The organism is Streptomyces collinus Tu 365, from assembly GCF_000444875.1.
Classification (GTDB): domain Bacteria; phylum Actinomycetota; class Actinomycetes; order Streptomycetales; family Streptomycetaceae; genus Streptomyces; species Streptomyces collinus_A.
Window position 1 is genome coordinate 7724197 of sequence record NC_021985.1, and the last position, 20974, is coordinate 7745170.

At 70.2% G+C, this 20974-nt stretch carries 19 protein-coding genes; 6 read left to right on the forward strand and 13 right to left on the reverse strand.

Translation table 11 applies throughout. From position 1 onward, the window contains the following. The first annotated feature begins 196 nt into the window (after positions 1-196). Positions 197-1405: a cytochrome P450 gene (locus B446_RS33425; protein ID WP_043474545.1), complete on the forward strand. Its 1209-nt coding sequence runs from the start codon at positions 197-199 to the stop codon at positions 1403-1405. Between the two features lie 108 nt (positions 1406-1513). Here B446_RS33425 and B446_RS33430 read toward each other — a convergent pair whose 3' ends face one another. The 10 genes from B446_RS33430 to B446_RS33475 form a co-directional block, all read right to left on the reverse strand. Further along, positions 1514-1942, reverse strand: coding sequence for a MarR family winged helix-turn-helix transcriptional regulator (locus tag B446_RS33430; protein WP_020937710.1), 429 nt, complete (start codon positions 1940-1942; stop codon positions 1514-1516). Continuing rightward, positions 1942-2358, reverse strand: coding sequence for a polyketide cyclase/dehydrase (locus B446_RS33435; RefSeq protein ID WP_020937709.1), 417 nt, complete (start codon positions 2356-2358; stop codon positions 1942-1944). The genes B446_RS33430 and B446_RS33435 overlap by 1 nt, the downstream gene beginning before the upstream one ends. A 195-nt stretch (positions 2359-2553) precedes the next feature. Then, entirely contained in the window at positions 2554-3960 is a 1407-nt protein-coding gene (locus B446_RS33440; RefSeq protein ID WP_020937708.1) for an FG-GAP-like repeat-containing protein, read from the reverse strand. Between the two features lie 363 nt (positions 3961-4323). Continuing rightward, complete coding sequence (locus B446_RS33445; protein WP_020937707.1) at positions 4324-5616, reverse strand: hypothetical protein; 1293 nt, start codon at positions 5614-5616, stop codon at positions 4324-4326. Positions 5617-5669: 53 nt separating this feature from the next. Next, positions 5670-6884 carry an MDR family MFS transporter gene (locus tag B446_RS33450; protein ID WP_020943802.1) on the reverse strand — a complete coding sequence of 405 codons (1215 nt, stop codon included), beginning with the start codon at positions 6882-6884 and terminating at the stop codon, positions 5670-5672. A gap of 79 nt (positions 6885-6963) precedes the next feature. Next, positions 6964-8229 (reverse strand): B12-binding domain-containing radical SAM protein, encoded by a 1266-nt coding sequence (locus B446_RS33455; protein WP_020937705.1) that lies wholly within the window; start codon positions 8227-8229, stop codon positions 6964-6966. After that, on the reverse strand, positions 8226-9353 hold the full coding sequence (locus B446_RS33460) for a Gfo/Idh/MocA family protein (protein ID WP_020937704.1): 1128 nt from the start codon (positions 9351-9353) through the stop codon (positions 8226-8228). Before B446_RS33460 ends, B446_RS33455 begins: the two co-directional genes overlap by 4 nt. After that, positions 9350-10456 (reverse strand): hypothetical protein, encoded by a 1107-nt coding sequence (locus tag B446_RS33465; protein WP_020937703.1) that lies wholly within the window; start codon positions 10454-10456, stop codon positions 9350-9352. The genes B446_RS33460 and B446_RS33465 overlap by 4 nt, the downstream gene beginning before the upstream one ends. Beyond that, positions 10449-12131: a hypothetical protein gene (locus B446_RS33470; RefSeq protein WP_020937702.1), complete on the reverse strand. Its 1683-nt coding sequence runs from the start codon at positions 12129-12131 to the stop codon at positions 10449-10451. The genes B446_RS33465 and B446_RS33470 overlap by 8 nt, the downstream gene beginning before the upstream one ends. 749 nt (positions 12132-12880) lie before the next feature. Beyond that, entirely contained in the window at positions 12881-13117 is a 237-nt protein-coding gene (locus B446_RS33475) for a hypothetical protein (RefSeq protein ID WP_020937701.1), read from the reverse strand. A 403-nt stretch (positions 13118-13520) separates the two neighbouring features. Between B446_RS33475 and B446_RS33480 the strand changes: the two genes are divergently transcribed. Next, positions 13521-13691 (forward strand): DUF5670 family protein, encoded by a 171-nt coding sequence (locus B446_RS33480; RefSeq protein ID WP_011113206.1) that lies wholly within the window; start codon positions 13521-13523, stop codon positions 13689-13691. A 268-nt stretch (positions 13692-13959) separates the two neighbouring features. Here the strand turns inward: B446_RS33480 and B446_RS33485 are convergent, their stop codons facing one another. Together B446_RS33485 and B446_RS39355 are read right to left on the reverse strand one after the other, a co-directional pair. Continuing rightward, positions 13960-14346, reverse strand: a complete 387-nt coding sequence (locus B446_RS33485; protein ID WP_237751113.1) for an SRPBCC family protein — start codon at positions 14344-14346, stop codon at positions 13960-13962. Positions 14347-14737: 391 nt separating this feature from the next. Beyond that, entirely contained in the window at positions 14738-14956 is a 219-nt protein-coding gene (locus B446_RS39355) for a hypothetical protein (protein ID WP_158506735.1), read from the reverse strand. Positions 14957-15371: 415 nt separating this feature from the next. Here B446_RS39355 and mscL point away from each other — a divergent pair, with 415 nt between their 5' ends. Continuing rightward, positions 15372-15815 (forward strand): large conductance mechanosensitive channel protein MscL, encoded by a 444-nt coding sequence (gene mscL, locus B446_RS33495; RefSeq protein ID WP_020937698.1) that lies wholly within the window; start codon positions 15372-15374, stop codon positions 15813-15815. Positions 15816-15879: 64 nt separating this feature from the next. On the opposite strand, the gene B446_RS33500 is transcribed toward mscL, so the two are convergent. Beyond that, on the reverse strand, positions 15880-16605 hold the full coding sequence (locus tag B446_RS33500) for a dienelactone hydrolase family protein (RefSeq protein ID WP_043474541.1): 726 nt from the start codon (positions 16603-16605) through the stop codon (positions 15880-15882). A gap of 152 nt (positions 16606-16757) precedes the next feature. Here B446_RS33500 and pepN point away from each other — a divergent pair, with 152 nt between their 5' ends. The 3 genes from pepN to B446_RS33515 all read left to right on the forward strand — a co-directional run bounded on the left by pepN (position 16758) and on the right by B446_RS33515 (position 20869). Continuing rightward, positions 16758-19190 (forward strand): aminopeptidase N, encoded by a 2433-nt coding sequence (gene pepN, locus B446_RS33505; protein WP_043477272.1) that lies wholly within the window; start codon positions 16758-16760, stop codon positions 19188-19190. A 97-nt stretch (positions 19191-19287) separates the two neighbouring features. Then, a complete protein-coding gene (locus tag B446_RS33510; RefSeq protein WP_020937695.1) occupies positions 19288-19809 on the forward strand; it encodes a GNAT family N-acetyltransferase in 522 nt (173 codons plus the stop codon). Between the two features lie 172 nt (positions 19810-19981). Then, the gene (locus tag B446_RS33515; protein WP_020937694.1) at positions 19982-20869 is read left to right on the forward strand and encodes a neutral zinc metallopeptidase; all 888 of its coding nucleotides are present in this window, start codon (positions 19982-19984) and stop codon (positions 20867-20869) included. The last annotated feature ends 105 nt before the right edge of the window (positions 20870-20974 follow it).

Genomic DNA, 20974 nt, shown 5'->3' on the forward strand with positions numbered 1-20974 from the left:
GGCCGGTTGTGCGTCGGTCCGAAGCCGGCGCAAGCAGGTGTCTTCGCGCCCGAGGTCCGGTCGAGCCAGTGACGGGGGGCCCGGGTCAGTGGCTGGTCACCCGGACGTCAGCCGGGGGTGGTTGTGTAGTTCGGTCGGAGCACCGCCGCCGAGGACGACGTGTGGCGCGGGCATTCGTTCACATGAAGGGGAGACCGTGCGCGTTGCATACCCCAGTGTGCTGGACTGGCCGCTGGCCCGCGTCTGTCCGCTGTCGCCGCCACCGGCCCTGGGTGTCGTCCGTGACGGGCCGCCGACGCTGGTCCGGCTGCCGGCGGTCGCCGGTGAGGAGCAGCTGGCCTGGTTGATCACCCGCCACGAGGACGTGAAGGCCGCGCTCAAGGACCCCCGGCTGAGCGCCGACGAGACCCGGCCCGGCTTTCCGCTGCGCATTCCCGTGCCTACCGACGACCGGCCGAGCGGGTTCCTGCGCATGGACGATCCGGAGCACGGTCGGCTGCGCAGAATGGTCGCCCCGGAGTTCACGGCGCGCCGGGTGCGCATGCTGAGACCCGGTCTCCAGGAACTGACCGACCGGGCTGCCGACGCCCTGGCGGCCGGTCCGCAACCCGCCGACCTGGTACGGGACTTCGCGGCCCATGTGTCGGCGCTGGTCATCGCCCGGCTGTTGGGGATTCCGGACGAGCACACCGCCTTCTTCCTGGAGCAGACCCGGATCCTGCTCACGGACGGCGACCCGGCGCTCTCCCTGGCGGCCCACCACCGGATCATCGCCTTCCTGGACGAGACGGCGCGCGCCAAGGAGAAGCAACCGGGCGACGATCTGGTCAGCCGTCTGGTCACCAACCACGTGGCCACCGGCGAACTCGACCGCGCCGACCTCCTCGGCATCCTGAAGCTGCTCCTCATCGCCGGCCACGAGTCGACGGCCACTCAGATCGCCTTCAGCGCGCTGAGCCTGCTGACCGACGACGGACTGCGCGCGGAGGTCCTCGCCGACGGCGGGGCCCTGCTGCCGCAGTTCGTGGAGGAGTCGATGAGGTTCTGGTCGATCATCCAGGACAACGTCGTACGCCAGGCCACGGAGGACGTCCGGATCGGCGAGACCCTGGTCGGCGCGGGCGAGTCGGTGATGATCAGCCTGCTCGCCGCCAACCATGACGCCACGGTCTTCCCCCGCCCCGAGCGCCTCGACATCCACCGCGACGCCTCCGATCATCTGCTGTGGGGCCACGGCGCCCACTTCTGCCTCGGCGCGTCACTGGGGCGCCTGGAGGTGACGCTCGCCCTCGGTTCGCTCTTCACCACCCTGCCGACGCTGCGTCTGGCCTGCGAGGTCGGTCAGCTCCGCGTTCGCGAACATCCCGTCTTCCACTCCCTCACCGAACTGCCCGTCGTCTGGTGAGCGACGTGCGCCACTGCGCCCCATGCGGGGCGGTGGGGCCGGCCTGTTGCAGATGCCACCGACCGGACAAGTCGCGCTCGGTGGCCCGCAGTTGCCCATGAGGGCGTTTCAGGTTTCGGGATGGGCCAGGGGGCCGAGCAGGGCTACCGCGTCGTCGAGGGGCACCGGTTGGAAGAACCGCGCGTCGGCGCGCTCGACGGCGGCAATCGCGCGTGGGGCCAGCTCGGCGCCGGCGTCGGTGACGCGCAGTCGTTTGGCGCGGGCGTCGGCCGGGTCGACTTCACGCTCGATGAGTCCTTTGTGTTCCAGATTGCGTAGTACCTGGGAGGTCATCTTGACGTCGGTGCCGGCTTGGCGGGCGAGGGCCAGCTGGTTGGGGTGCTCGCCCTGGGTGTTGAGCCACCAGGTGCAGGCGAGCAGCACGAACTGCACGTGGGTGAGATCGAGCGGGGCCAGGGCTGCGGCGATGTCGCGCTGCCAGCGCAGGGTGGCGTGCCACAGCAGGAATCCGGGGCTGTCGCCGGGGCTGAGGGGCATCAGCGAAGCGCCAGCTCGGCCAGCGAGGCCATGGTCTCGGGCCAGTCGGCGGTGATGCCCGGGCCGATCTGCGGGCCGACCTCGTCGGCGCCGGTGCCGGTGATCTCCATCCGGTACGTCACACGGATCCGGTTCCGGTCGATCCGGTCGATGCGGTGGACGGTGCGCAGCAGCAGGCCGTCGAAGCGCGCTTCGTCGACGAAGAGTTCGTCTTCGACCGCCTCGGCGATGCGCAGCAGTACCGGGTCGTCCCCGGGCGGCGTCATCGTGATCTGCGTGCCCGCGACGAACGGGCCGTCCATCTCGATCTTCTCGATCTCGGCGTTCCAGGTACCCCAGTTCTCGACGTCGGCCCAGAGCCGCCAGATCGCCTGGGGGGTGGCGCTGGTCTCGATGCTGTGCTCGTACTCCCACATGAGTGGTCTCCTCGGCTAGATCATCTACGCATAGATTATCTGTGCGAAGACTATCTGTCCAATGGTGGACGGTGGGTGACGGTCATGGGTCTGACAGCGTGGCCACCGTGCTGGTGACAGTCATTCGTTGACGACTGTCACCGGCACGGCCCCCTTGTACGGGGAGCGGTCGTCCGCCCCGGTCGTGACCGGACCTCAGCCCAGGAGGGTGTCGCCGATGCCTGAGCCGGACGCGACGTTGTAGTCCTTGGGGCCGAAGACACTGACGTTGCTGGTGCTCACTTTGGTGCTGGTGCCCCGTAGCTGCCAGAGGGCGCCGTTGCCGTGGTCTTCGTGGGGGGCGGTGACGGCGAGGTCCGCCTTGCCGTCTCGGTTGAAGTCGGCCAGGCGCACCTGGGAGCCGAACACGTCGTTGTTCTCGGTGCTGCCGGGGACGCCGGGCGTGTCCTGTGAGTAGCGTGCCGCGCTCGTGGTGGTCAGCCCGTGGGCGCTTCCGCGCAGGACCAGGACGTCGCCGGCCCTGACGGTCCTGCCGAACGACTCGTAGGGAACGCCGATGGCGAGCTCGGCGCGGTGGTCGCCGGTGATGTCGGCAATGGCCAGGGACGCGCCGAAGTGGTCGTCGGACTCGTCGGTGCCCGGGATGCCTGCGGTGTCCTGGTGGAAGACCTGGCCCGTGGGGGCGAGGCCGCCGGTGACGGCCCGGTCGCCGTAGCGGACGGTGACGTAGCCGGATTTGTGGCTGGGGTCTGTCAGCCCGTTGGGGTTCAGCCGCGGGTCGGCCAGGGCGACGGCGAGGTCGTCGCGGCCGTCGCCGTTGAGGTCTCCTGCCGCCACGCGGTCTCCGCCGGCGAGGTGGGCCTGGACGGTGAAGGAGTCGGCGTCGGTGGTCTGGTCGTTCTGGCCGTAGACGAGGGTGGCCTTCTGCTGGACGACGGCCAGTTCGTCCTTGCCGTCGCCGTTGAAGTCGCCGGCCGCGAGGTTCCAGCTGCCGGTGTAATCGGGGTCGCCCACGTCGAGTCCTGCCGGGGCCTTGGTGCGGGTGAACGTACCCGAGTACAGCCACAGGGACGTCTGTCCGCTGACGGCGATGTCGGGGGCGGAGTCGCCGGTGAAGTCACCCACGGCGATGTCTGCGCCGAACATCCGCCCGGAATACGAATCCCCCGCGGGCAGAGCCAGGCCGCTGCGCAACGGCGACGTGCCGCCCCACAGCACGGTCACCGAGCCGTTGCCCGACGTGCCGGAGGTGGTGTCCCCTTCGCTGCCGACCAGCAGGTCGGCGTAACCGTCGCCGTTCAGGTCACCGCTGGCGATGCTGCTGCCGAAGAAGTCCTGGTACCCGGCCGTGCCGGGCACGCCTGTGGAGTTCTGCGTGATGTAGACGTGCTTGCCGGTCAGGCCACGGGCGGAACCGAAGGTGAGGAGAACGGCACCCGCGCCCTCCTTGCCACTGACGGTCGTGCCGGGCATGCCGACGGCCAGGTCCCGGTATCCGTCACCGTTGAAGTCGTCCGCCAGCTTGGCCGGAGCCGCTACGGCACGGTCGGCCGAGACGGCCGTCAGACTGCCGGTCAGAGAAGCGGCTACGGCCGCTGCCACGGCGAGACGCACTGAATGACGCACGAAAACCCCCTGTACAACCACAGACGCCCGGACGGCATCCGCGAACCCAGAACGACAGCCCGCACCTTCGTGTCCCCCAATGGGCCACCCGTTTGATCACGCGATGCGCAGCGAAGAACAGACTCCCGACCACGTCCGATGGTTGTACCGCGGCCCCAGGTTCGTGGAAGAGGCTGACGGTGTGCGCTGACCTCTTCGAGGAGGGGCGGAAGTCCTCTGCACTGCTCGTGAGTTACGGGTGAGTCGCTGCGTGAGCATCGCGAGCCGGCCTCGGTGCCGCATCCGGACAGGCCGCGATGCAGGGGCCCGCCGCGCCCTCATCCTCCGGCGCCCCACCCGTCACCAGAACTGCCGCAGGTTGAAGCTCCGCAGGGAGACGTGGCTCGCGGGTTCCGTCGAGCTCCGGGCGTACAGGAGCGGCATCGCCGTTCCGGCGGAACCGTACGCGGCTCGCCAGGCCAGCCACTGGTACGCGTCCCATCCCCGTTCCATGCCGATCCCCACGCCGTCCTTCTCCATAGTGGTCAAGGCCAGGCGGTGGTGGAAGGCGACGTCGTAACGGGCCCGGACAGCGAGCGGCTGCCGTTGGTGCCGGTCGAACCAGTGGAGTGCCGACACACCTCGCTCACTGGGAGCCCCGGAGTCCTTGTGCAGCCTGAGCAACCGGTCGATGTCCAGCGGCTCGTTCCGCATGAACCGTGCCATCTTCCCCTTCGCCTCCTCGACGGCCGAGTCCAGCGTGCCCCCGGGCCTCCATCGCGGATCGGTGGGCGCACCGGTCCAGTCCGGTCCGAACACCTCCTCCATGTCCCGCTCCACCACCTCGCTGAACGGATCGAGCGGGGTGAACCGGAAACGCGTCGCCGAGGCGGCGTTGTGCCGCGCCAGCACCGCGCGTATGTCGTCCGCGTGCTGGTCGAGGGCGCGGAGGAAGTCTTCCAACCTCCCGCCGTGCGCGTAGTGCAGGAAGACAAGGGAGTTCACCGTGCCGGCGGCCCGGTCGGTCGCCGTCTGCTGGGAGACGCTGACCGTGCGCTGCCTCGCCCGCGAGTTGTCCAGCAGTGCGGCCACGAACGCCACCATGCGGTTCGCGCCCGTGGAGCTGACGTGTTCAGGAAGGACCGGATCGCTCACGCCGGCCCGGTGCGCGCACAGTCCTATCTCCACGTCGAGAGCCGGTCGCTCCTCCAGCAGCACCGACAGGAAACGCGCGCCCTCCAGAAAGCGGTTCGCCTCCGGGTTGAACGCCTCGCCCTGCCGGCTGAAACGGAAGCCGGCGATCATGGCGGGGACCAGCGCGAGCATGCGCGCCACGGTGAGAGCGCTCCGGTCGGCCTTGGGAAGCCGGTCCAGCAGCTCACGTGCCTTGATGATCTCCTCCCGCAGGGCGACCTGCCCGCTGGAGGCGTAGATCATCGCGGCGATCGCCGCCTCCCACCGGCGCGGCCGCTTGAGCGCCAGGGGATGGATTCCCGCCATCTCGTCCGCGGACGGGAATCGCGCGTCGACGGCTTCGATCTCCCCGCGGACAGCGCACAGTTCCGCGATCTCCCGCACGTCGATCCTCGAACCGTTGTAGCGGCTGAGCACCTGTGACCTCGAAAAGTCCCAGAACGCGATCTCATCGGCCATTCCTGTGGATCCTCCTGCTCGTCGGTCATCCTGCTCCTCGGTCGTCCTGGCCCTCAGTCGTCGCGCCGTCCGCGCAGGACGAGGAAGTACCCCACGGCCGCCAGCGCGCCCAGCACCGCGCTCGCGACCCACAGGGCGGTCGGGCCCACGCCGTCCAGTGCGTATCCCGAGACCACCGGCGCGACGCACGCCGCCGCCGACCAGGCGAAGCTGTACATCCCCTGGTAGCGCCCGTGCGCGTGGCCCGGCACGAGGTCGGCCACGGCGGCCATGGCGGTCGGAGCGAGCAGGATCTCGCCGACCGTCCACACCACGACGCTCAGGGCGTACGCCCCGAGGGAGGCCGCCACGGCCGTCGTCCCCAGCCCTGCGCCCAGCAGCAGCGTCCCGACGGCCAGGGGGCCCGCCGGACCGAAGCGCGCGAGGATCCGGCCCGCGGGGAGTTGCAGCGCCACCACGAGAAGGCCGTTGAGACTGATGACCAGGCCGTAGTCGCGTGCGCTGAAGCCCGCCCGCGTCATGGTGAGCGGCAGTGCGGTACTGATCTCCTGCATCAGCAGCCCGACCAGGAAGGTCACGGCCACGAAGGCCACGAAGCGGCGCCGGTTCGACGGTTCCGCCCCGGCCTGAGTGTCCGGGGCGGCGGCGTCTCCCCGCCGGACCGGCTCGGGGCGCGTCTCGGGCACCGCCAGGAAGACGGTCAGCGCGCACACCACGGTCACCGCCGCCTCACCGAGGAACAGCGGGGTGTATCCGCGCTGCGCGAGCACTCCGGCGAGCGCGGCCGAGACCGCCACCCCGATGTTGACGGCCCAGTAGAGGAGGGAGAAGGCCCTGACACGTGCCTGCGCGCCGGCCATGTCGGCCACCACGGCCTGGACGACCGGCCGGGAGGCGTTGCCCGCCAGGCCGACCAGGCACGCGGTGACCGCGAGTGCCGTCCGCCCCTGGGCGAACGCCAGCGCCCCCGTGCCGACGGCGCTCAGCAGCTGAGCGCCCAGCAGTGTCGCCCGCCTGCCGAGGCGGTCGGCGAGCAGGCCGCCCACGACCGAGCCGACGGCGCCGCCGACGCCGTACAAGGTGGTGACGAGCCCCGCGAAGGACGCCGAGCCGCCCCGGTCGAGCGTGACGTACAGCGACAGGAACACGACGACGAAGCCGCCGAGCCGGTTGACGAGCGTGGCGGTCCACAGCCACCAGAACGCGCGTGGCAGCACCGGCCCGACGGCAGTCGCCTCGCGCGCCGCACTCTGGGCATCAGCGGTCACGGTACGAAGGGCTCCTGCCGTCCGGCGCGGGGCCCGGCGCGGTGCACCGGGCCGTCGCCGGCTACGAGGCGACCGGTGCTCATACGGCGGCCATCGCGTTGCCGATGTAGTTCGGCAGCTTGACGAGCCGCTGCCACAGGTCGTCGAGGCTGACCGGATAGCGCTCCCGATAGCGCCGCGTCACCGCCTCCACCTCGGCCCAAGTCGTCGGCTTCGTACCGTCGTTGTAGTCGGCCGCCAGTTCGTCGTAGAGCGGGGTGCCGGGGCGCAGGAAGAGCTGGTTGAGCCCGAAGTATCCCGGCAGTGAGGCGGCCCAGTCGACCACTTCGCCGCTCAGGCAGGCCGGGTCGCCGGGCAGGCCCAGCAGGATGAACGCGAACGGGGTGATGCCGGCCGTCGAGAGCCGGCGGATCGCCGCGTCGATCTTCTCCGCCGGGACACGTTTGCCGACGCCGGTCTCCGCCACGGCCGGCGACTCGGCGCCCAGCCACATACCGTTGCATCCCGCGGCGGCCCACAGGTCCACGTCCTGGCGCAGAACCACCTCCGCCCGGCTCTGCCCGCTCCAGCCCAGGCCGCCTCCGACGAGTCCGGTGCACAGCTCCTTGTAGAAAGTCGGGTGCAGACCGAAGACGTAGTCGAGGAAGAACAGCGAGTCCACGCCGCGTTCGCGCATCGCCTCGATCTCCGCGAGCGTGCGCTCCACGGGCTCGGGGCGCATCCGCGTGCCGAACGGCAGGTGGCAGAAGGTGCATCCGTAGGTGCAGCCCCGCACGCCCAGCACCATGCCGCACGGCCCGCGCCTGACCCGCCCGCCGGTGAACGTCTCGGCCGTGTAGGCGGTCAGGTCCAGCAGGTCGTAGGCGGGCAGGGGCGCCCCGTCGAAGTCCAGCGGTGGGTACGTCCCGCTCAGCGGCAGCTCGCCCAGCACCGGCCTGCCGCTCAGCAGGTCCCGTACGCCGTGCACCGCCGCCGCGTCCGCCTCGCCGCGCGCCACGTGGTCCACGCCCAGCTCGCGCAGCGTGGCCGTGGGCAGTTGGGTGGCGTGCGGGCCGACGGCGAGGACGGTGGCCTCCGGCCAGGTCCGCCGCACCTGCTCCACGGCGGTGCGCACCGGGCCCAGATCGAGGGGGTAGCACTGGGCGCGGTCCGCGATCGCCGTCACCACGACGGCCACGTCGACCGTGCCGACGCGGGGTGCCTCGTCGCTCAGGCGACGGTCCCAGACGACGACGTCCACCCCGTCCCGCCCCAGCAGAGCGGCCGCGTTGGCCACGTCCAGGGGAAGTTGCAGGAAGTCACGCTCGAACTCGTCGTCGGCGACGACGAAACTCACACTGGTCATGCCGGCTCCGGGGTCATGGGGGCGGATGGGGCGGGTGACGTCTCAGGGGCGGGTGCGACCTGTACGACGGCGCCGGTGCGCGCCGCCTCGTACACGGCGAGCACCGTCCGCAGGGCCCTGCGGCCCTCCTCGCCGTCGACGGCGGGGGGCCGGCCCTCGGTGACCGCGTCGCAGAAGTCGAGGAGTTGGTCGCCGTGCGGTGAGGGGAGCAGACCGCTGGCGTCCCGCTGCTCGGCGACAGGGGCCGGACGGCGCTCGGCGGCCTGGTTGCCCGCTCCGTAGGCACCGTAGGCGGAGGTGTCGTCCTCGGGTCCGGCGGCGTGGAACCAGGTGAGTTCGTCGTTGTCGATCACGGCGCTTCCCCGGTCGCCGTGCACCGTCAGGCGCGTGGTGCGCCCGGGGTACGCCGCGGTCGTCGCCAGCAGGGACGTCAGGGCGCCGCCGGCATGCCGCAGGCTCGCGGTGACGACGTCCTCGACCTCGATGCCATGGTGCCCCTTGAGGGCGGTGTGCGCGGCGACCTCGACGACCGGGCCCATCAGCCACTGGACGAGGTCGACGGCGTGCACCCCTTGGTTGAGTAGCGCACCTCCTCCGTCCAGGGCCCGGCTGCCGCGCCAGTCGCCCGAGTCGTAGTAGGACTGGCCGCGCCACAAGGGGACTTCCACGAGCCCGGACGTCAGCGTCCCGAACTCCCCGGCGTCCAGGGCGGAACGCAGCATGCGGGAGGCGGGGTCGAAGCGGCGCTGGCTGATGACGGCCAGGGCACGTCCGGCCTGTCGTGCGCCGGCGATCAGCCGGTCCGCCGCCTCGGCGGTCACCTCGACGGGTTTCTCCACGACGACGTGCTTGCCCGCGGCCAGTGCCCGCAGCCCCAGCTCGGCGTGCAGGCCACTGGGGGTGCAGACGCTGATGACATCGATATCAGAGCGGTCGAGCAGGGCGGCGACGTCCGTCGCCTCGCTGCCGGTCTCCTCGGCCAGCCGTCGCGCGCGCTGGGGCGACGGCGACGCGACGGCGACGAGTCGCGCCCGTTCGGCGAGCGGCGCGTAGCCGCTGAGCACCCGGGCGTGCAGACCGCCGATCACACCGCAGCCGATGACGCCGAAGCGGAGCCTGCTCATACGGGGCCTCCGCTCAGCTGTCCGGCCGCGGCCGCGGTGGCGGTCTCGCGGGCGTGCCGGAACTGGTCCGCCAGGGCGTTGATGCGGTGCACCGGCCGCAGGTCGACCGGAGGCAGGGGGAGGTCGCCGAGCAGCCGGGCGACCGCGGTGCGCAGGGCGTTGTCCATGGGGGAGTCGTTCACCAGCGTCTCCTGGCAGCCGCCGGGAAGCTGGGCCGTCAGCCGGTGGGTGTTGCCGGGCAGCCGGCCACCGTCCGGCAGTGCCACGGGGTCCATCTCCGCCGTGAACAGCGCGGGCCCGACCTGGAGTTGGGCGAGTCGTCGTCGGCCGCCGGTGGAGTGGCCGAAGGGACGGGCCCAGTCGGGCACACCGGTGTCGTCGGGCGCGTCGCCGACGACCGACGAGTACAGTTCCAGCTCCACGCCGTCCGCCACCACGGCGCGTTCCCGCGCGGCCGTGACGAAGTAGTCCTCGTGAACGACGCCGCGTACGTCCTCGACAGGGCTCTCGACGTAGTCACGGTAGGTGTCGGGCGGCAGCAGCCGGCTCGCCACCGCCAGCATGTGCGGCCACTCGTAGCCGAAGACGCCGTGGTCACGGTCGACGAACCGGCCCGCCTCCATGTCGGCTCGCCGGTCCTTGCTGAAGGCGACGCGCACCGCCGTCACCGGCTGGTCCGGCATGTGGTGCCGCCTCAGGTCGTCCAGCAGCCGCAGCGCGTGGGCGTGCCGGTACTGGTTCATCACGACCACGCGCGCTCCGGGATGCCGCTCCAGCAGATCCAGGAGACGGGGCACGTCCTGCGCCCGGCAGGCCGGCTTCTCCATGATGACGCGGGCCCGCGGGTCGCGCTTCAGGACCTCCGCCAGGACGTCGACATGCACCTGGGTGGGTGTGCAGAGCGACCACAGGTGCACGGGGCCCGCCGTGTCCCGCACCGTCGCACTGTGCTCCACGGGTCGGTGGCGGTAAAAGCCTCCGGGTACGCCGGTCAGGGCCGGGTCCACGGTGCACACGCGCAGACCGGCGGCCTCCAGCAGGCGGTGGTGCAGTTTGCCGGCCACTCCGTAGCCGACGACGCACACGCGGGGCAGGTCACTCATGTGCGCCCCCACCGTCCTCGACGCCGCCCTCGACGACGCCCTCGGGCGGCTGGACCGTGTCGGCGAGATACGTGTCGTAGTAGGCGTCGAACAGCCCCGCTTCGCGCACGACTTCGTCCACGACTCCGAGGTGGATGCCGGGCGCGAGGTCCGCGGCGGACCGGCACAGGTGTTTGGCGGTGACCAGGGTGGCGGCGCGGTAGGCGTCATAGCCCCGGTTGGGTATGCCCTCGTAGGTGTAGAGGTTCAGGGACCGGCCGTCGCCGAGGAGGACGGCGGAGCGGCGCCCGGGCAGCGTGTAGCGCACCCCCACGCCGGGGACGTCCGACGCCGCCGTGGCGACGCGACGCTCGCTGAGCAGGCTGAAGTCCCGGGTGGCGAAGCCGGCCAGAAGCACGCCGTCGGGCAGCAGCGCCAGGTCGGCCTCGGTCAGCGCGTCCTCGCCGGTGGTCCCGACGATCAGGAAGGGGCGGGTGTGCCGCAGCGCCTCGTGGGCCGAGCGGCTGGTGTCGAAGCCCTCCTCGGCGGCGCGTACGAGGGCGAGTGTGTCGGTGTCCACGACCGTGACCCGGCACCCGATGGCGCGCAGGGCCCTCGCGACCCGGGCGCCGAGGGTGCCGAAGCCCAGGGACAGCACCCGCCGGCCCACGAACTTCGCCCCCGGCACGATGGCGCGCAGTCGCCGCACGCACGAGTCGGCGATCTCGTTGTACGCCAGGTGCGTCTTGACCTCGGAGCGCGCCATGTTGAGGACGGGCAGGCGCATGTCGGTCGCCGCCGATATTCGTTTGAGCCCGCTGACGGTCAACTCCAGCGCCGCGTCCGGCTGTTCGGTGACCAGGCGTTCGTGTGCGGAGCCGAGCGCGATGATGCCGCCGTCGTCGACCATGAGAACGCGACGGCCTTCGGCGTGCGCCGCGCGGATAAAGGCGTCCACGTCGGAGCCCACCTCGCGCGCCCGGCGCACTTCCTCGTCGGTGGCGGTGCCGTTCACGACGGAGTTGTCGAGGGTGGCGCTGCGGTAGCCCCGGGACAGGAACCACCCGTGCACGCGGTCCCGTCGTAACGTCTTGTCGCCCTTGTCCAGCGCGTAGATCCACTGCGGTGCGAACCCCGCCCGTTCGGCGGCCAGCAGGAAGCCGACGCTGTTCTCCACGTAGTGGTCGCGGAATATCAGCGCCCAGTCGGCGAGGGCGCTGTCCTCGGTGGCGTACCGACGCAGCAGCGGCATCGCCTCCCACAGCGTCGCCACCTCGGTCTCGCTGAAGGCGGCGCCTTCGCTCCGCAGGGCCTCGGCCAGCGCCCGGGCGACCGCGGCCGGCCCCGGATCGTCCGGGCGGACGCTCTCCGTCAGCACGGCTGCGCGCCAGCGGGGGGTCGGCGGATCGCTGTGCTCCAGCGCGTGCGGCGCGGAGTCCGGCTCGGGCGTGAACTGCACCGTGACGAAGCCGGTGCCGGCGTCCACGGTGTGCGCGTAGCCGCCGTCGTCGAGAGCGACCACCTCATGGCCCGCCGGATGCGGTTCCGCCGGGTCCGGCCATCGCCTCAGGCGCAGGCGCAGCAGGGCGTCCGAGGACCAGTGGCCGCTGATCACGGTGTGGAGCCGTGCGGTGGCGCCGGCCCGTGGCAGTTCGTCGCCGTTCGGGGACGTGCCCATCAGGGCATTGAACGTCATGTACTCACTCCTTCGTCACCACGCGTCCGGGCACACGGAATCGCGGGTGTCCTGATTGGGTGACGGATATGACGGCGAAATGAATCTCTCCGGCCAGGTCGCCCGCACACCGTCTCTGCCGGGCAGAGAAGGAGCCCGCGGCGGGAAAGTCGCTGCTGGGCGAGGGGCGCTGTCGGATTCCTTCCTTGAGCCTGGAATTTCCTCCGGTGGGGCGGATCTGGATGACGGAGCGGGCGAGGAGAACACTCGCTCGTACGCCCCTCGTTTCAGGACCGGGTGGATCATGCGCCGTGATCCGCACTGCATGGTCACGAGCCGATGCCACACGTGTCAACTACGAGACTGCACCGATCTCGTGTTCGTTTGGAGAAGGCAATTCAGGTATGTCCGGATGTAAGGGGTCGGCACACCCCGGATTTCACCGCGCCGAGGGAGCGAAGTACTCCGTTCCGTGGAATGGCCGGTTCTCATTTCCCCCTGGCTCGTTCCGGTCCTCCATGTGTCATCGCATGGCGAGTTCACTGACTGGGAAACCTCACCCGGCAGGCCCGGAATGCCGGTTTCTCGGATACGCTGACGCTTCGCGTGGAGGATGCGGCGGTCCCGGCAGAGCCAATACTCAGAAAACAGTCGGCAACAACCGCCGAACGGTCGGGTGTTAAAGGTCGAACGACTTGGCGTCGTCGGCGACTGCCACGAAGCACGGCAGTTCGTGAAGCTGCTCAGGGTGTCGGTTCCTGGGGGCCGGTTCAGAACAAGGTGTCGGTGTTCTCGGAGACCTCGGTGGGTGCTGGGGCCGGCGTGCGGGGGCGACGGGGACGCGGGGGCTTCGGGTCCTTCCCGAACAGCGGTTGGGTCCCGCACTCGTCGGGCTCGGCGGGCACCGGCCGGCATACGGCCGCGTCGACCAGGTTGAGCGGAGCGGAGTCGTCGAAGTCGGCGCGCTTCATCCGGGTCCAGTCGCGGCCCTGGGGCAGGGCGGTCACTTGCGGCCTCCTGTCTGCGCTCGGGGCCGGGCGCGGGCGGCGCGCCCGGCTGCACGTGGGTGTCAGGGGCAGCGCCGCGCCGCGCTCGCGGCGCACGATGAGCCGCCTCTGACCGGCGGCCGTACTACGGGCACGGAACATCGTCGTCTTGGCCCGCCGCCGGATCGAGACGAGCTGCCCTCAGCCTGTCGCACCCGGCAGCCATGGGTACCAGGAACCTGCCCCGCCTCCCAGCGCGCGGAACCTGGTTGATGATCGTTTTCCCTCCCCGGGTGCGCGGCCGGGGGGAACGATGCACGGAGCGCAGCCTGTGAATATGCCCCGCGTGTCGCGGAAGTAACTCCTACTTTGTGGGCTTGTGGGCAACGGGTGAGGGCATTCGGTGGCCAGGAGGTTGATAGCTATGGTTCCCCTGCTTCTGGTTCTTCTGCTGGCTCTGATCCTCTTCGGTGCGGGTTTCGCGCTGAAGGCGCTGTGGTGGATCGCGGTGATCGTGCTCGTCGTGTGGCTGCTGGGCTTCGTCGTCCGCACCGCGGACAGCGGCGGCCGCAAGGGCCGCTGGTACCGCTGGTAGACGACAGACACAAGGCGCGAAGAGCGCGCCGCGCGCGTGAGGTGATGGGGCTCGGCCGGATACGGCCGGGCCCCACTCGCGTAACAAGGTTTCTTGCGCGCATGGTGGGGAGAGATCGGGCGTATCGGACGCGCCGCGGGGTAGGTGAGTGATGCACCGGCCCCGCAGGCCCAGCAGTGGAACCCTGCTCCTCCTGCCTGTGGGGCCGCTGCGCATGGCTCCTGCTCGACGTACCAGCCGGACGGACCCCGGTAGCCGGGCGGTGAGGTCAGGGCTGCACGAGGCGGTGGAGAGCGAGACGGGCGAGGGGCGCGTAGGCCAGCAGCACGAGCCGCGGGCCGTGCATCTTCAGGCTCGTGGTGCTGCCGCGGCCTTGTGGCCTCACCTCGTGGTGCAGCCGGATCCGGATGCGGCCCAGGCGTACCCGCCAGGTCCAGGTGCGGCGGTCGTGGTCGACCGCCTCCACGACGAAGGCGGCACGGACGCCGCCGAGTCCTTGGACCGTACCGCTCAGGCCGGGACCGAGGCGGCGGCCCACAGAGTGGACCGCCTTGATCTGGGGCGACCAGGTCGCCCACCGGTCGACGTCGGCGTAGCGCTGCCAGACCATGTCGGGGTGGGCCGCGCCTGTGGCGCTCAGGGTCATGTGTGCCATGACCGAGCCGACAGCGCCGGGTGGCGTGCAGCAGGAGGAGTCATCGGCTTGCTCCTGACACGGGGGGAAGGTTGTGCCCGTGGTGGTATCCCAGCATTCCCACGGGCACGGCGGCTACCGCTGTCCCGGTAGCCGAGCTGGCGCCCAGCGCCGAGCCGTCCCGGGCCGCGGCTGCCCGATGGGCCTTCACGGCAGTCGTATGCCGTATGTGCGGTTTTCGCACGCCAGAACGGCCCGGGCCGGGCGCCCACGCGCTGGAGGGGTAGCCGTCGGCTGTTCGGGCACTCGAGACGTCATGCACGGACTACATGCGCGTCCCGCCAGCAGCAGTCTCCTCGGCCAGGCCGCCACAGCCGAGACATCGCCGCCCGGTCACGGCGGCGCCAAACACTCACACCGAGGTCGGCGCACCGGCCGCCTGCGCCGCCGCGCCCTCGCGTACCGGGCAATCGATTTCCTGTCCACGCACATCCCGGACGACCCCGGCCCGGGCGACGAGTGCCTGCTCCTCGTGCACACCCGCCAGGTCGTCGGCGACGTCCGGTACCGGATCTGCACCGACTGCGCCCAGGGCGTCATCACCGCCGTCGTCATCGACGAGCGCTTCCACAGCACCGGTCTGGGCACCCGCGCGCTGTCACACCTGCGGTCCCGCCACCCGGGACTGACCTGGCGCAGCACGCTGCACAAGCGCACCACCCGTGGTCTCCTGCGTCGGATGCGCATTCCCACAACCACTTCCGCCACGCCCTGCCCCCACGCTCAGCAGACGCTCCCCGGTCCGGCCGGCCCGGCAGTCGCCAGCGGCTGACCTCGACGCTCAGCGGTCGCAGCGCACCTGCCGGAGCAGCAGGTCAAGGATGGTCTGCCGTCGTCACGCCCTTGCTGAACCCGTACGTACCGCGCCGTGCGGCGGATCCGGCATGGGGGAGGGGTGGCAGGGCATCAGAGGTGGTGAAAAGGAGTGGGCTTACCGCACTTTCGGTGCCGCTCGTCGACGTCAAGAGCCTCTTAGGAGTCAGAAAGTGAAGGGCTTCCGCAGTTTCATCCTGCGCGGCAACGTGGTCGACCTGGCCGTCGGCATCGTCATCGGTGCAGCGTTCACCGCCGTGGTGAACGGCTTCGTCCGCGCCTTCCTGACACCGCTCGTCGGGCTGGCCACCGGCGCCACCGGCGACATGAGTCGCAAGACCTTCACCGTGGGTGCCATCAAGTTCCCCTACGGCGCCTTCGTCAACGCGGCGATCAGCTTCCTCCTCCTCGCCGGCGCCCTGTACTTCCTGGTCGTGCTCCCGATCAACAAGCTCCACGAACGCCTCGCCCCGCACCAGGACGTCCAGGCCCCCAAACGGGACTGCCCCGAGTGCCTCAGCCCGGTACCCGCCCAGGCCCGACGCTGCGCCTCCTGCACCATCTCCCTGCCCGCCGTACCCGCTCAGGCCGGAGAGACGACGCAGCGCGCCGGCTGACCCGACCTCCATGGCCCGGCCGCGTCGCGGCGGTCGGCGGACACCCGAACTCGGACTGACAAGATCACTGGATCAAGGGCAGGCACTCGGCGAGCAGGCCGACGACATCCCGCCAGGCCCGCCGCGCGTGCCGTGGGTGGTAGCCGACGCCGGGGACTGTGGGGTGGTCGACCGGCGGGTGGTGGAAGGCGTGCAAGGCGCCGCCGTACACCGTGAGGCGCCAGTCGACGCCCGCCGCCTGCATCTCAGCGGTGAACGCGTTCCGTTGCGCGGCTGACATGATGGGGTCTTCCGACCCGACCCCGGCCCACACCGGGCAGAGGATGCGCGCCGCCTCACCCGGTCGGCCCGTGGTCAGGGCGTTGACGGTCCCGATCGCGCGCAGGCTGACGCCGTCACGCCCGAGCTCCAGCCCGATGGCGCCCCCGGTGCCGTAACCGACGGCGGCGATCCGGTCGGGGTCGGTCCGCCGTTCGGCGCGCAACACGTCGAGCGCCGCATGGCCGATGCCCCGCATCCGGTCGGGATCAGCGAGCAGCGGCATGCAACGGGACAGCATCTCCTCGGGGTCACCCAGATAGCGCCCGCCGTGGAGGTCGAAGGCCAGCACTGCGTATCCCAGCTCGGCGAGAGCATCGGCCCGGCGGCGCTCGACGTCGCTGAGCCCCATGCCCTCCGGTCCGAGCAGCACCGCGGGCCGGCGGTCGATACCGGCCGGGAGCGCGAGGTGCCCGATCATCGTCAAACCGTCGGCCGGGTACTCGACCGTACGCGTCGTAATCGTCGCCATGAGACTGGAATGTAGCGATCGTCGCGCCCGGATCGGCCGTGGTCTGCCGCTGGCAGACTTGAAGCGCACCGACAAGGAACCTGGTCCACGGTGGCCTCTTGGTGTTCGGTGGGTGGTTCGTAGCGATGAACGAATCTTCGAGGGGGACGGCGATGAGCGGCAGGAGTCTGACCCAGACCGAGGCCGAGGGGCGTGCGAGCCTGCTGACGGTCGAGCGATGTGACGTCGCCGTCGACCTCACGGGTCTGATGACCGGCTCGCGGGTCCGGTGCGAATCGACGATCACCTTCACGTGCCACCGGCCCGGGGCGGGGACCTTTGCCGATTGTGCGGCGGCGGTCGAGAGCGCCACACTCAACGGAGTCGTGGTGGCGTCGCCTGTCGAGGGCCGGATCACGCTGACTGACCTTGCGGAGCTCAACGTCCTCACGGTGGCCTCCGTGGCGGAGTGCTCGGCCGATGCCCGGGGCGTGCACAAGGCGGTCGATCCCGCCGACGGCGAGACGTATTTCTACACCGACTTCACTCCCGACTATGCCCGCTACGTATGGGCCTGTTTCGATCAGCCGGACCTCAAGGCGCCGTGGGCGTTCACGGTGACCGCTCCAGCCGGCTGGCAGGTGCTGAGCAACAGCGGTGACCCGAAGATCGAAGACCTCGGCTCTGTGCGACGCTGGACCTTCCCGCCGACGCCGCCGCTGGCGACGTACAACACGGTGATCAACGCAGGTCCTTACTACGAGTTGCGGCGTCGCGGAGCCGGCCATGATCTCGGGCTCTTCGCCCGGCGGTCGCTGGCGCCGATCCTGGACCGGGACGCCGAGGAACTGTTCACCCTGACCACTCAGGGGCTCGAGTTCTTCGCCGACAAGTTCGGCATGCCGTTTCCGCAGCACAAGTACGACCAGGTCTTCACGCCCGAGTACCCCGGCGCGATGGAGAACTTCGGCTGCGTCACCTGGATGGACTGGTTCCTGCGCAGGAGCACGCCGACCAGAGCGGAGTGGGACATCTTCGCGCGGTACCTGCTGCACGAACTCGCGCACATGTGGTTCGGCAACATCGTCACGATGCGCTGGTGGGACGACCTGTGGCTGAACGAAGCGTTCGCGGAGTTCGCGAGCAACTGGGCCGCCGTGAGCGTGACGACGTACACCGACGCCTGGACGGCACATCTGGCCGGCGAGAAACTCAAAGCCTATTTCATGGACCAGGGACCGGCGACGCACCCGATCCGCCAGCAGGTCCGCGACGTCGCCGAGGCCGAAGCGACGTTCGACGCCATCACCTACCCCAAGGGCGCGTCCGTCCTGCACCAGTTGATGACGTACGTCGGCGAGGCGAACTTCTCCCAGGGGCTGACCAACTACTTCGCCATGCATGCCTGGGGCAACACCACGCTGCAGGACCTGATCGACGCGGTCGCCGACGCCAGCGGACGTGACCTGAACCAGTGGCGCGCGGGATGGTTGGAATCAGCGGGCACCGACCGGCTGACTCTCAGCCACGACGGAGACGGGTTCGCCCTGATCGCCCAGGGTGCGGGTGGGCGGCTGCGCCGGCATGTGCTTGCCGTCGGCGCTTACGAGCGTTCCGGGGACCGTCTCGCGCGCACGGCACTCGTCGAAGTCGAGGTAGCAGGGGAGCGAACCCGGATCGACCTGCCGGCAGGAGCCGATCTGTACCTGGTCAACGATGAAGACCTGACCTTCGCCTCGACAAGACCTGACACCGCCACCAGAGACACGTTCTTTCGCAACGCCGCCCGTCTGCCCACGGCGACCGCGCGGGGTGTCGCCGTCACCACGGCCTGGGACATGCTGATCAACGGCGAAGCGACAGCAGCCGAAGCCGTGCAGTGCCTCACCGGAGTACTCGCTGTCGAGACGTCCGCGTCGGTGGTCGAGCCGTATCTCAACTTGGCTGTCGAGGCCGCGGATCTGTGGAGCCCGGAGTCGGAGCGGGACGAGTTGCTGCGAACAGTGGCTGCGGTGTGCCGCAGCCTCTCCGGCGTCGGCGCCTACCGCAAAGCGGCGTTGCGCGGCTTCGCCCGCACCGCGGCCGAACCGGAGGAGGTCGCGTGGCTCCAGACCGAGGCAGGGGAGGACATCGACCTCCAGTGGCGTGCCCTGGTTCGCAAGGCCCAGCTAGGGAGTCCGACCGCAGCCGAGGCACACGCTCTGCTCGACCGCGACCCGGATCCCGAAGCATGGGTCACCAGGCTTCAGGTCAGCGCTGCGACCCCGGACGCGGCCGAGAAGGAGACGGTGTGGCAGACGCTGGTGACGGACCGCGCGGTGCCTCTCGCTTTTGTCCACTCAGTTGCGACGTTGTTCTGGAGCGCCGGTCAGGACGACATGCTCAGGCCCTACGGGGAGGCCTACCTCGACCTCTTGCCAACCGTCGACCGCGGCGGGAGCATTCCGGCGACGGTGTTCACCAGAAGCCTCTTCCCGCTGTTCGGTATCGACCTGACCTTCGTGGAACGAGCGGAAGACCTGGCGGCACAGGCTGTTCCGGTCGTCCGCACCAACCTCCTGGACCGGGCCGACCGGATGCGCCGCATACTGCACTCACGCGGCTGAAGTCCTTCCAGCCTGGTCCACAGCTCACTCACGCACCCTGAACGCGAGGTCGTCATCACCTTGCCGCGCGCCCCGTCGGGCGGGCAGGGTCGCAATCATGCTTGAACTACGCACCTTGGAAGCAGACGACTGGCCCCTTTGGCGGGAGTTGCGACTGGCCGCGCTCGCTGATGCGCCCTACGCGTTCGGATCGACGCTGGCTCAGTGGCAGGGCGCCGGCGACCGGGAGGAACGCTGGCGTGCCCGTCTGTCGATTCCTGGCGCGCACGATCTCATGGCGCTCCTCGACGGCCTCCCAGTGGGCATGGCCAGCGGAGTGCCGGGCGAGGGAGCGGAGTACGTGGAGTTGATCTCGATGTGGGTCGATCCCGCGGCTCGCGGCAAGGGCGTGGGCGACCACCTGATCCAGGCGGTCGAGCGGTGGGCGGCGGAGCGCGGTGCCAAGACGCTGCGGTTGTCCGTCATGCCGGACAACCGCACGGCGACCGCGCTCTATGCGCGCCACGGTTTCACGGACACGGGTGAGCCCGGCGACCTCCTGCTCGATGGTGTGGGCAGGGAGCGGGTCATGGCGAAGCGCCTGGACACTGTCCGATCTCCACATCACGGCAAATGGTGATGATGAAGTCGTCGAAGGAGAGCGCGAACGACAGCCGACCTGCGGAGGCCGCCCGTCGTGTTCCTCCAAGAGGCGGAGCAGGAACAAGACGGGATGAGGATGCCCTCGTACGGGGTAGGCGAGCGGGACGACGCGGGGTGGTCCGGCGCGCTGCTCGAGGGAGGGTCAACGTATGCAATTCGACGACGATGCTGCTCTGGACACGTCCGAGGTCGCGGACGGGCGGGGAGGCGCGCTGGGCGGGATCCCGGGCGGCGGGAAGACCGTCGGCGGGGGACTGGTCGGGCTCGTGGTGCTGGTCGTGTCCGTGCTCTTGGGTGTCGACCCCGGCATGTTCGGCTCGGGCAGCAGCGACACGTCCTCGTCCGGCAAGCCGGCCGCGGACCTCGCGGCGGAGTGCCGGACCGGTGTCGACGCCAACCGCAAGGAGGAGTGCCGGATCGTCGCCGTGGTCGACAGCGTGCAGGCATTCTGGAAGCAGACGGAGACGGCCGCCGGCGAGCCCTACCAGCAGGCCCCCACGTTCCTGTTCACCGGCAGTGTGAACACCGGTTGCGGGAACGCGACTTCCGACGTCGGCCCCTTCTACTGCTCAGCCGACGACAAGGTCTATCTCGACCTCGACTTCTTCAAAGACCTGAGCAGCAAGTTCGGCGCCAAGGGCGGCCCGTTCGCCGAGGCCTACGTCATCGCGCACGAATACGGCCACCACATCCAGGACCTCAGCGGAACGATCTCCCGCGGCAGCGGAAAGGGCCAGAACAGCGGCTCGGTGAAACTCGAGTTGCAGGCGGACTGCTACGCCGGAGTGTGGGCCCACCACGCCACCACCACCCCCGACCCCACGAGCGGTAAGCCACTGATCACCGACTTGACGAAGGACGACATCAACCGCGGGCTGGACGCGGCCGCCGCCGTCGGAGACGACCGTATCCAGCAGCGCTACCAGGGCAAGGTCACACCCGACACCTGGACCCACGGCTCCGCGAGCCAGCGCCGGCAATGGTTCTCCACCGGCTACCGCTCCGGCCGCGTCGCCAACTGCGACACGTTCAGCTGACCCGGCGCCGTCACCGCCGTCGTCCGCCCTCCGCGCGCCCTGTGCCGTTCACTCTGCACCTGTGCGAGCTGTCGCTTGTCGCGGGCCGGCCACGGCGTCGGTTCA

Coding starts and splice junctions, on each gene's coding strand:
- B446_RS33430 (WP_020937710.1), bottom strand. CDS start 1,942: ATGCCCCTCAGCCCCGGCGACAGCCCCGGATTCCTGCTGTGGCACGCC.
- B446_RS33435 (WP_020937709.1), bottom strand. CDS start 2,358: ATGTGGGAGTACGAGCACAGCATCGAGACCAGCGCCACCCCCCAGGCG.
- B446_RS33445 (WP_020937707.1), bottom strand. CDS start 5,616: ATGGCCGATGAGATCGCGTTCTGGGACTTTTCGAGGTCACAGGTGCTC.
- B446_RS33455 (WP_020937705.1), bottom strand. CDS start 8,229: ATGACCAGTGTGAGTTTCGTCGTCGCCGACGACGAGTTCGAGCGTGAC.
- B446_RS33460 (WP_020937704.1), bottom strand. CDS start 9,353: ATGAGCAGGCTCCGCTTCGGCGTCATCGGCTGCGGTGTGATCGGCGGT.
- B446_RS33465 (WP_020937703.1), bottom strand. CDS start 10,456: ATGAGTGACCTGCCCCGCGTGTGCGTCGTCGGCTACGGAGTGGCCGGC.
- B446_RS33470 (WP_020937702.1), bottom strand. CDS start 12,131: ATGACGTTCAATGCCCTGATGGGCACGTCCCCGAACGGCGACGAACTG.
- B446_RS33480 (WP_011113206.1), top strand. CDS start 13,521: ATGGTTCCCCTGCTTCTGGTTCTTCTGCTGGCTCTGATCCTCTTCGGT.
- B446_RS33485 (WP_237751113.1), bottom strand. CDS start 14,346: ATGGCACACATGACCCTGAGCGCCACAGGCGCGGCCCACCCCGACATG.
- B446_RS33500 (WP_043474541.1), bottom strand. CDS start 16,605: ATGGCGACGATTACGACGCGTACGGTCGAGTACCCGGCCGACGGTTTG.
- pepN (WP_043477272.1), top strand. CDS start 16,758: ATGAGCGGCAGGAGTCTGACCCAGACCGAGGCCGAGGGGCGTGCGAGC.
- B446_RS33510 (WP_020937695.1), top strand. CDS start 19,288: ATGCTTGAACTACGCACCTTGGAAGCAGACGACTGGCCCCTTTGGCGG.
- B446_RS33515 (WP_020937694.1), top strand. CDS start 19,982: ATGCAATTCGACGACGATGCTGCTCTGGACACGTCCGAGGTCGCGGAC.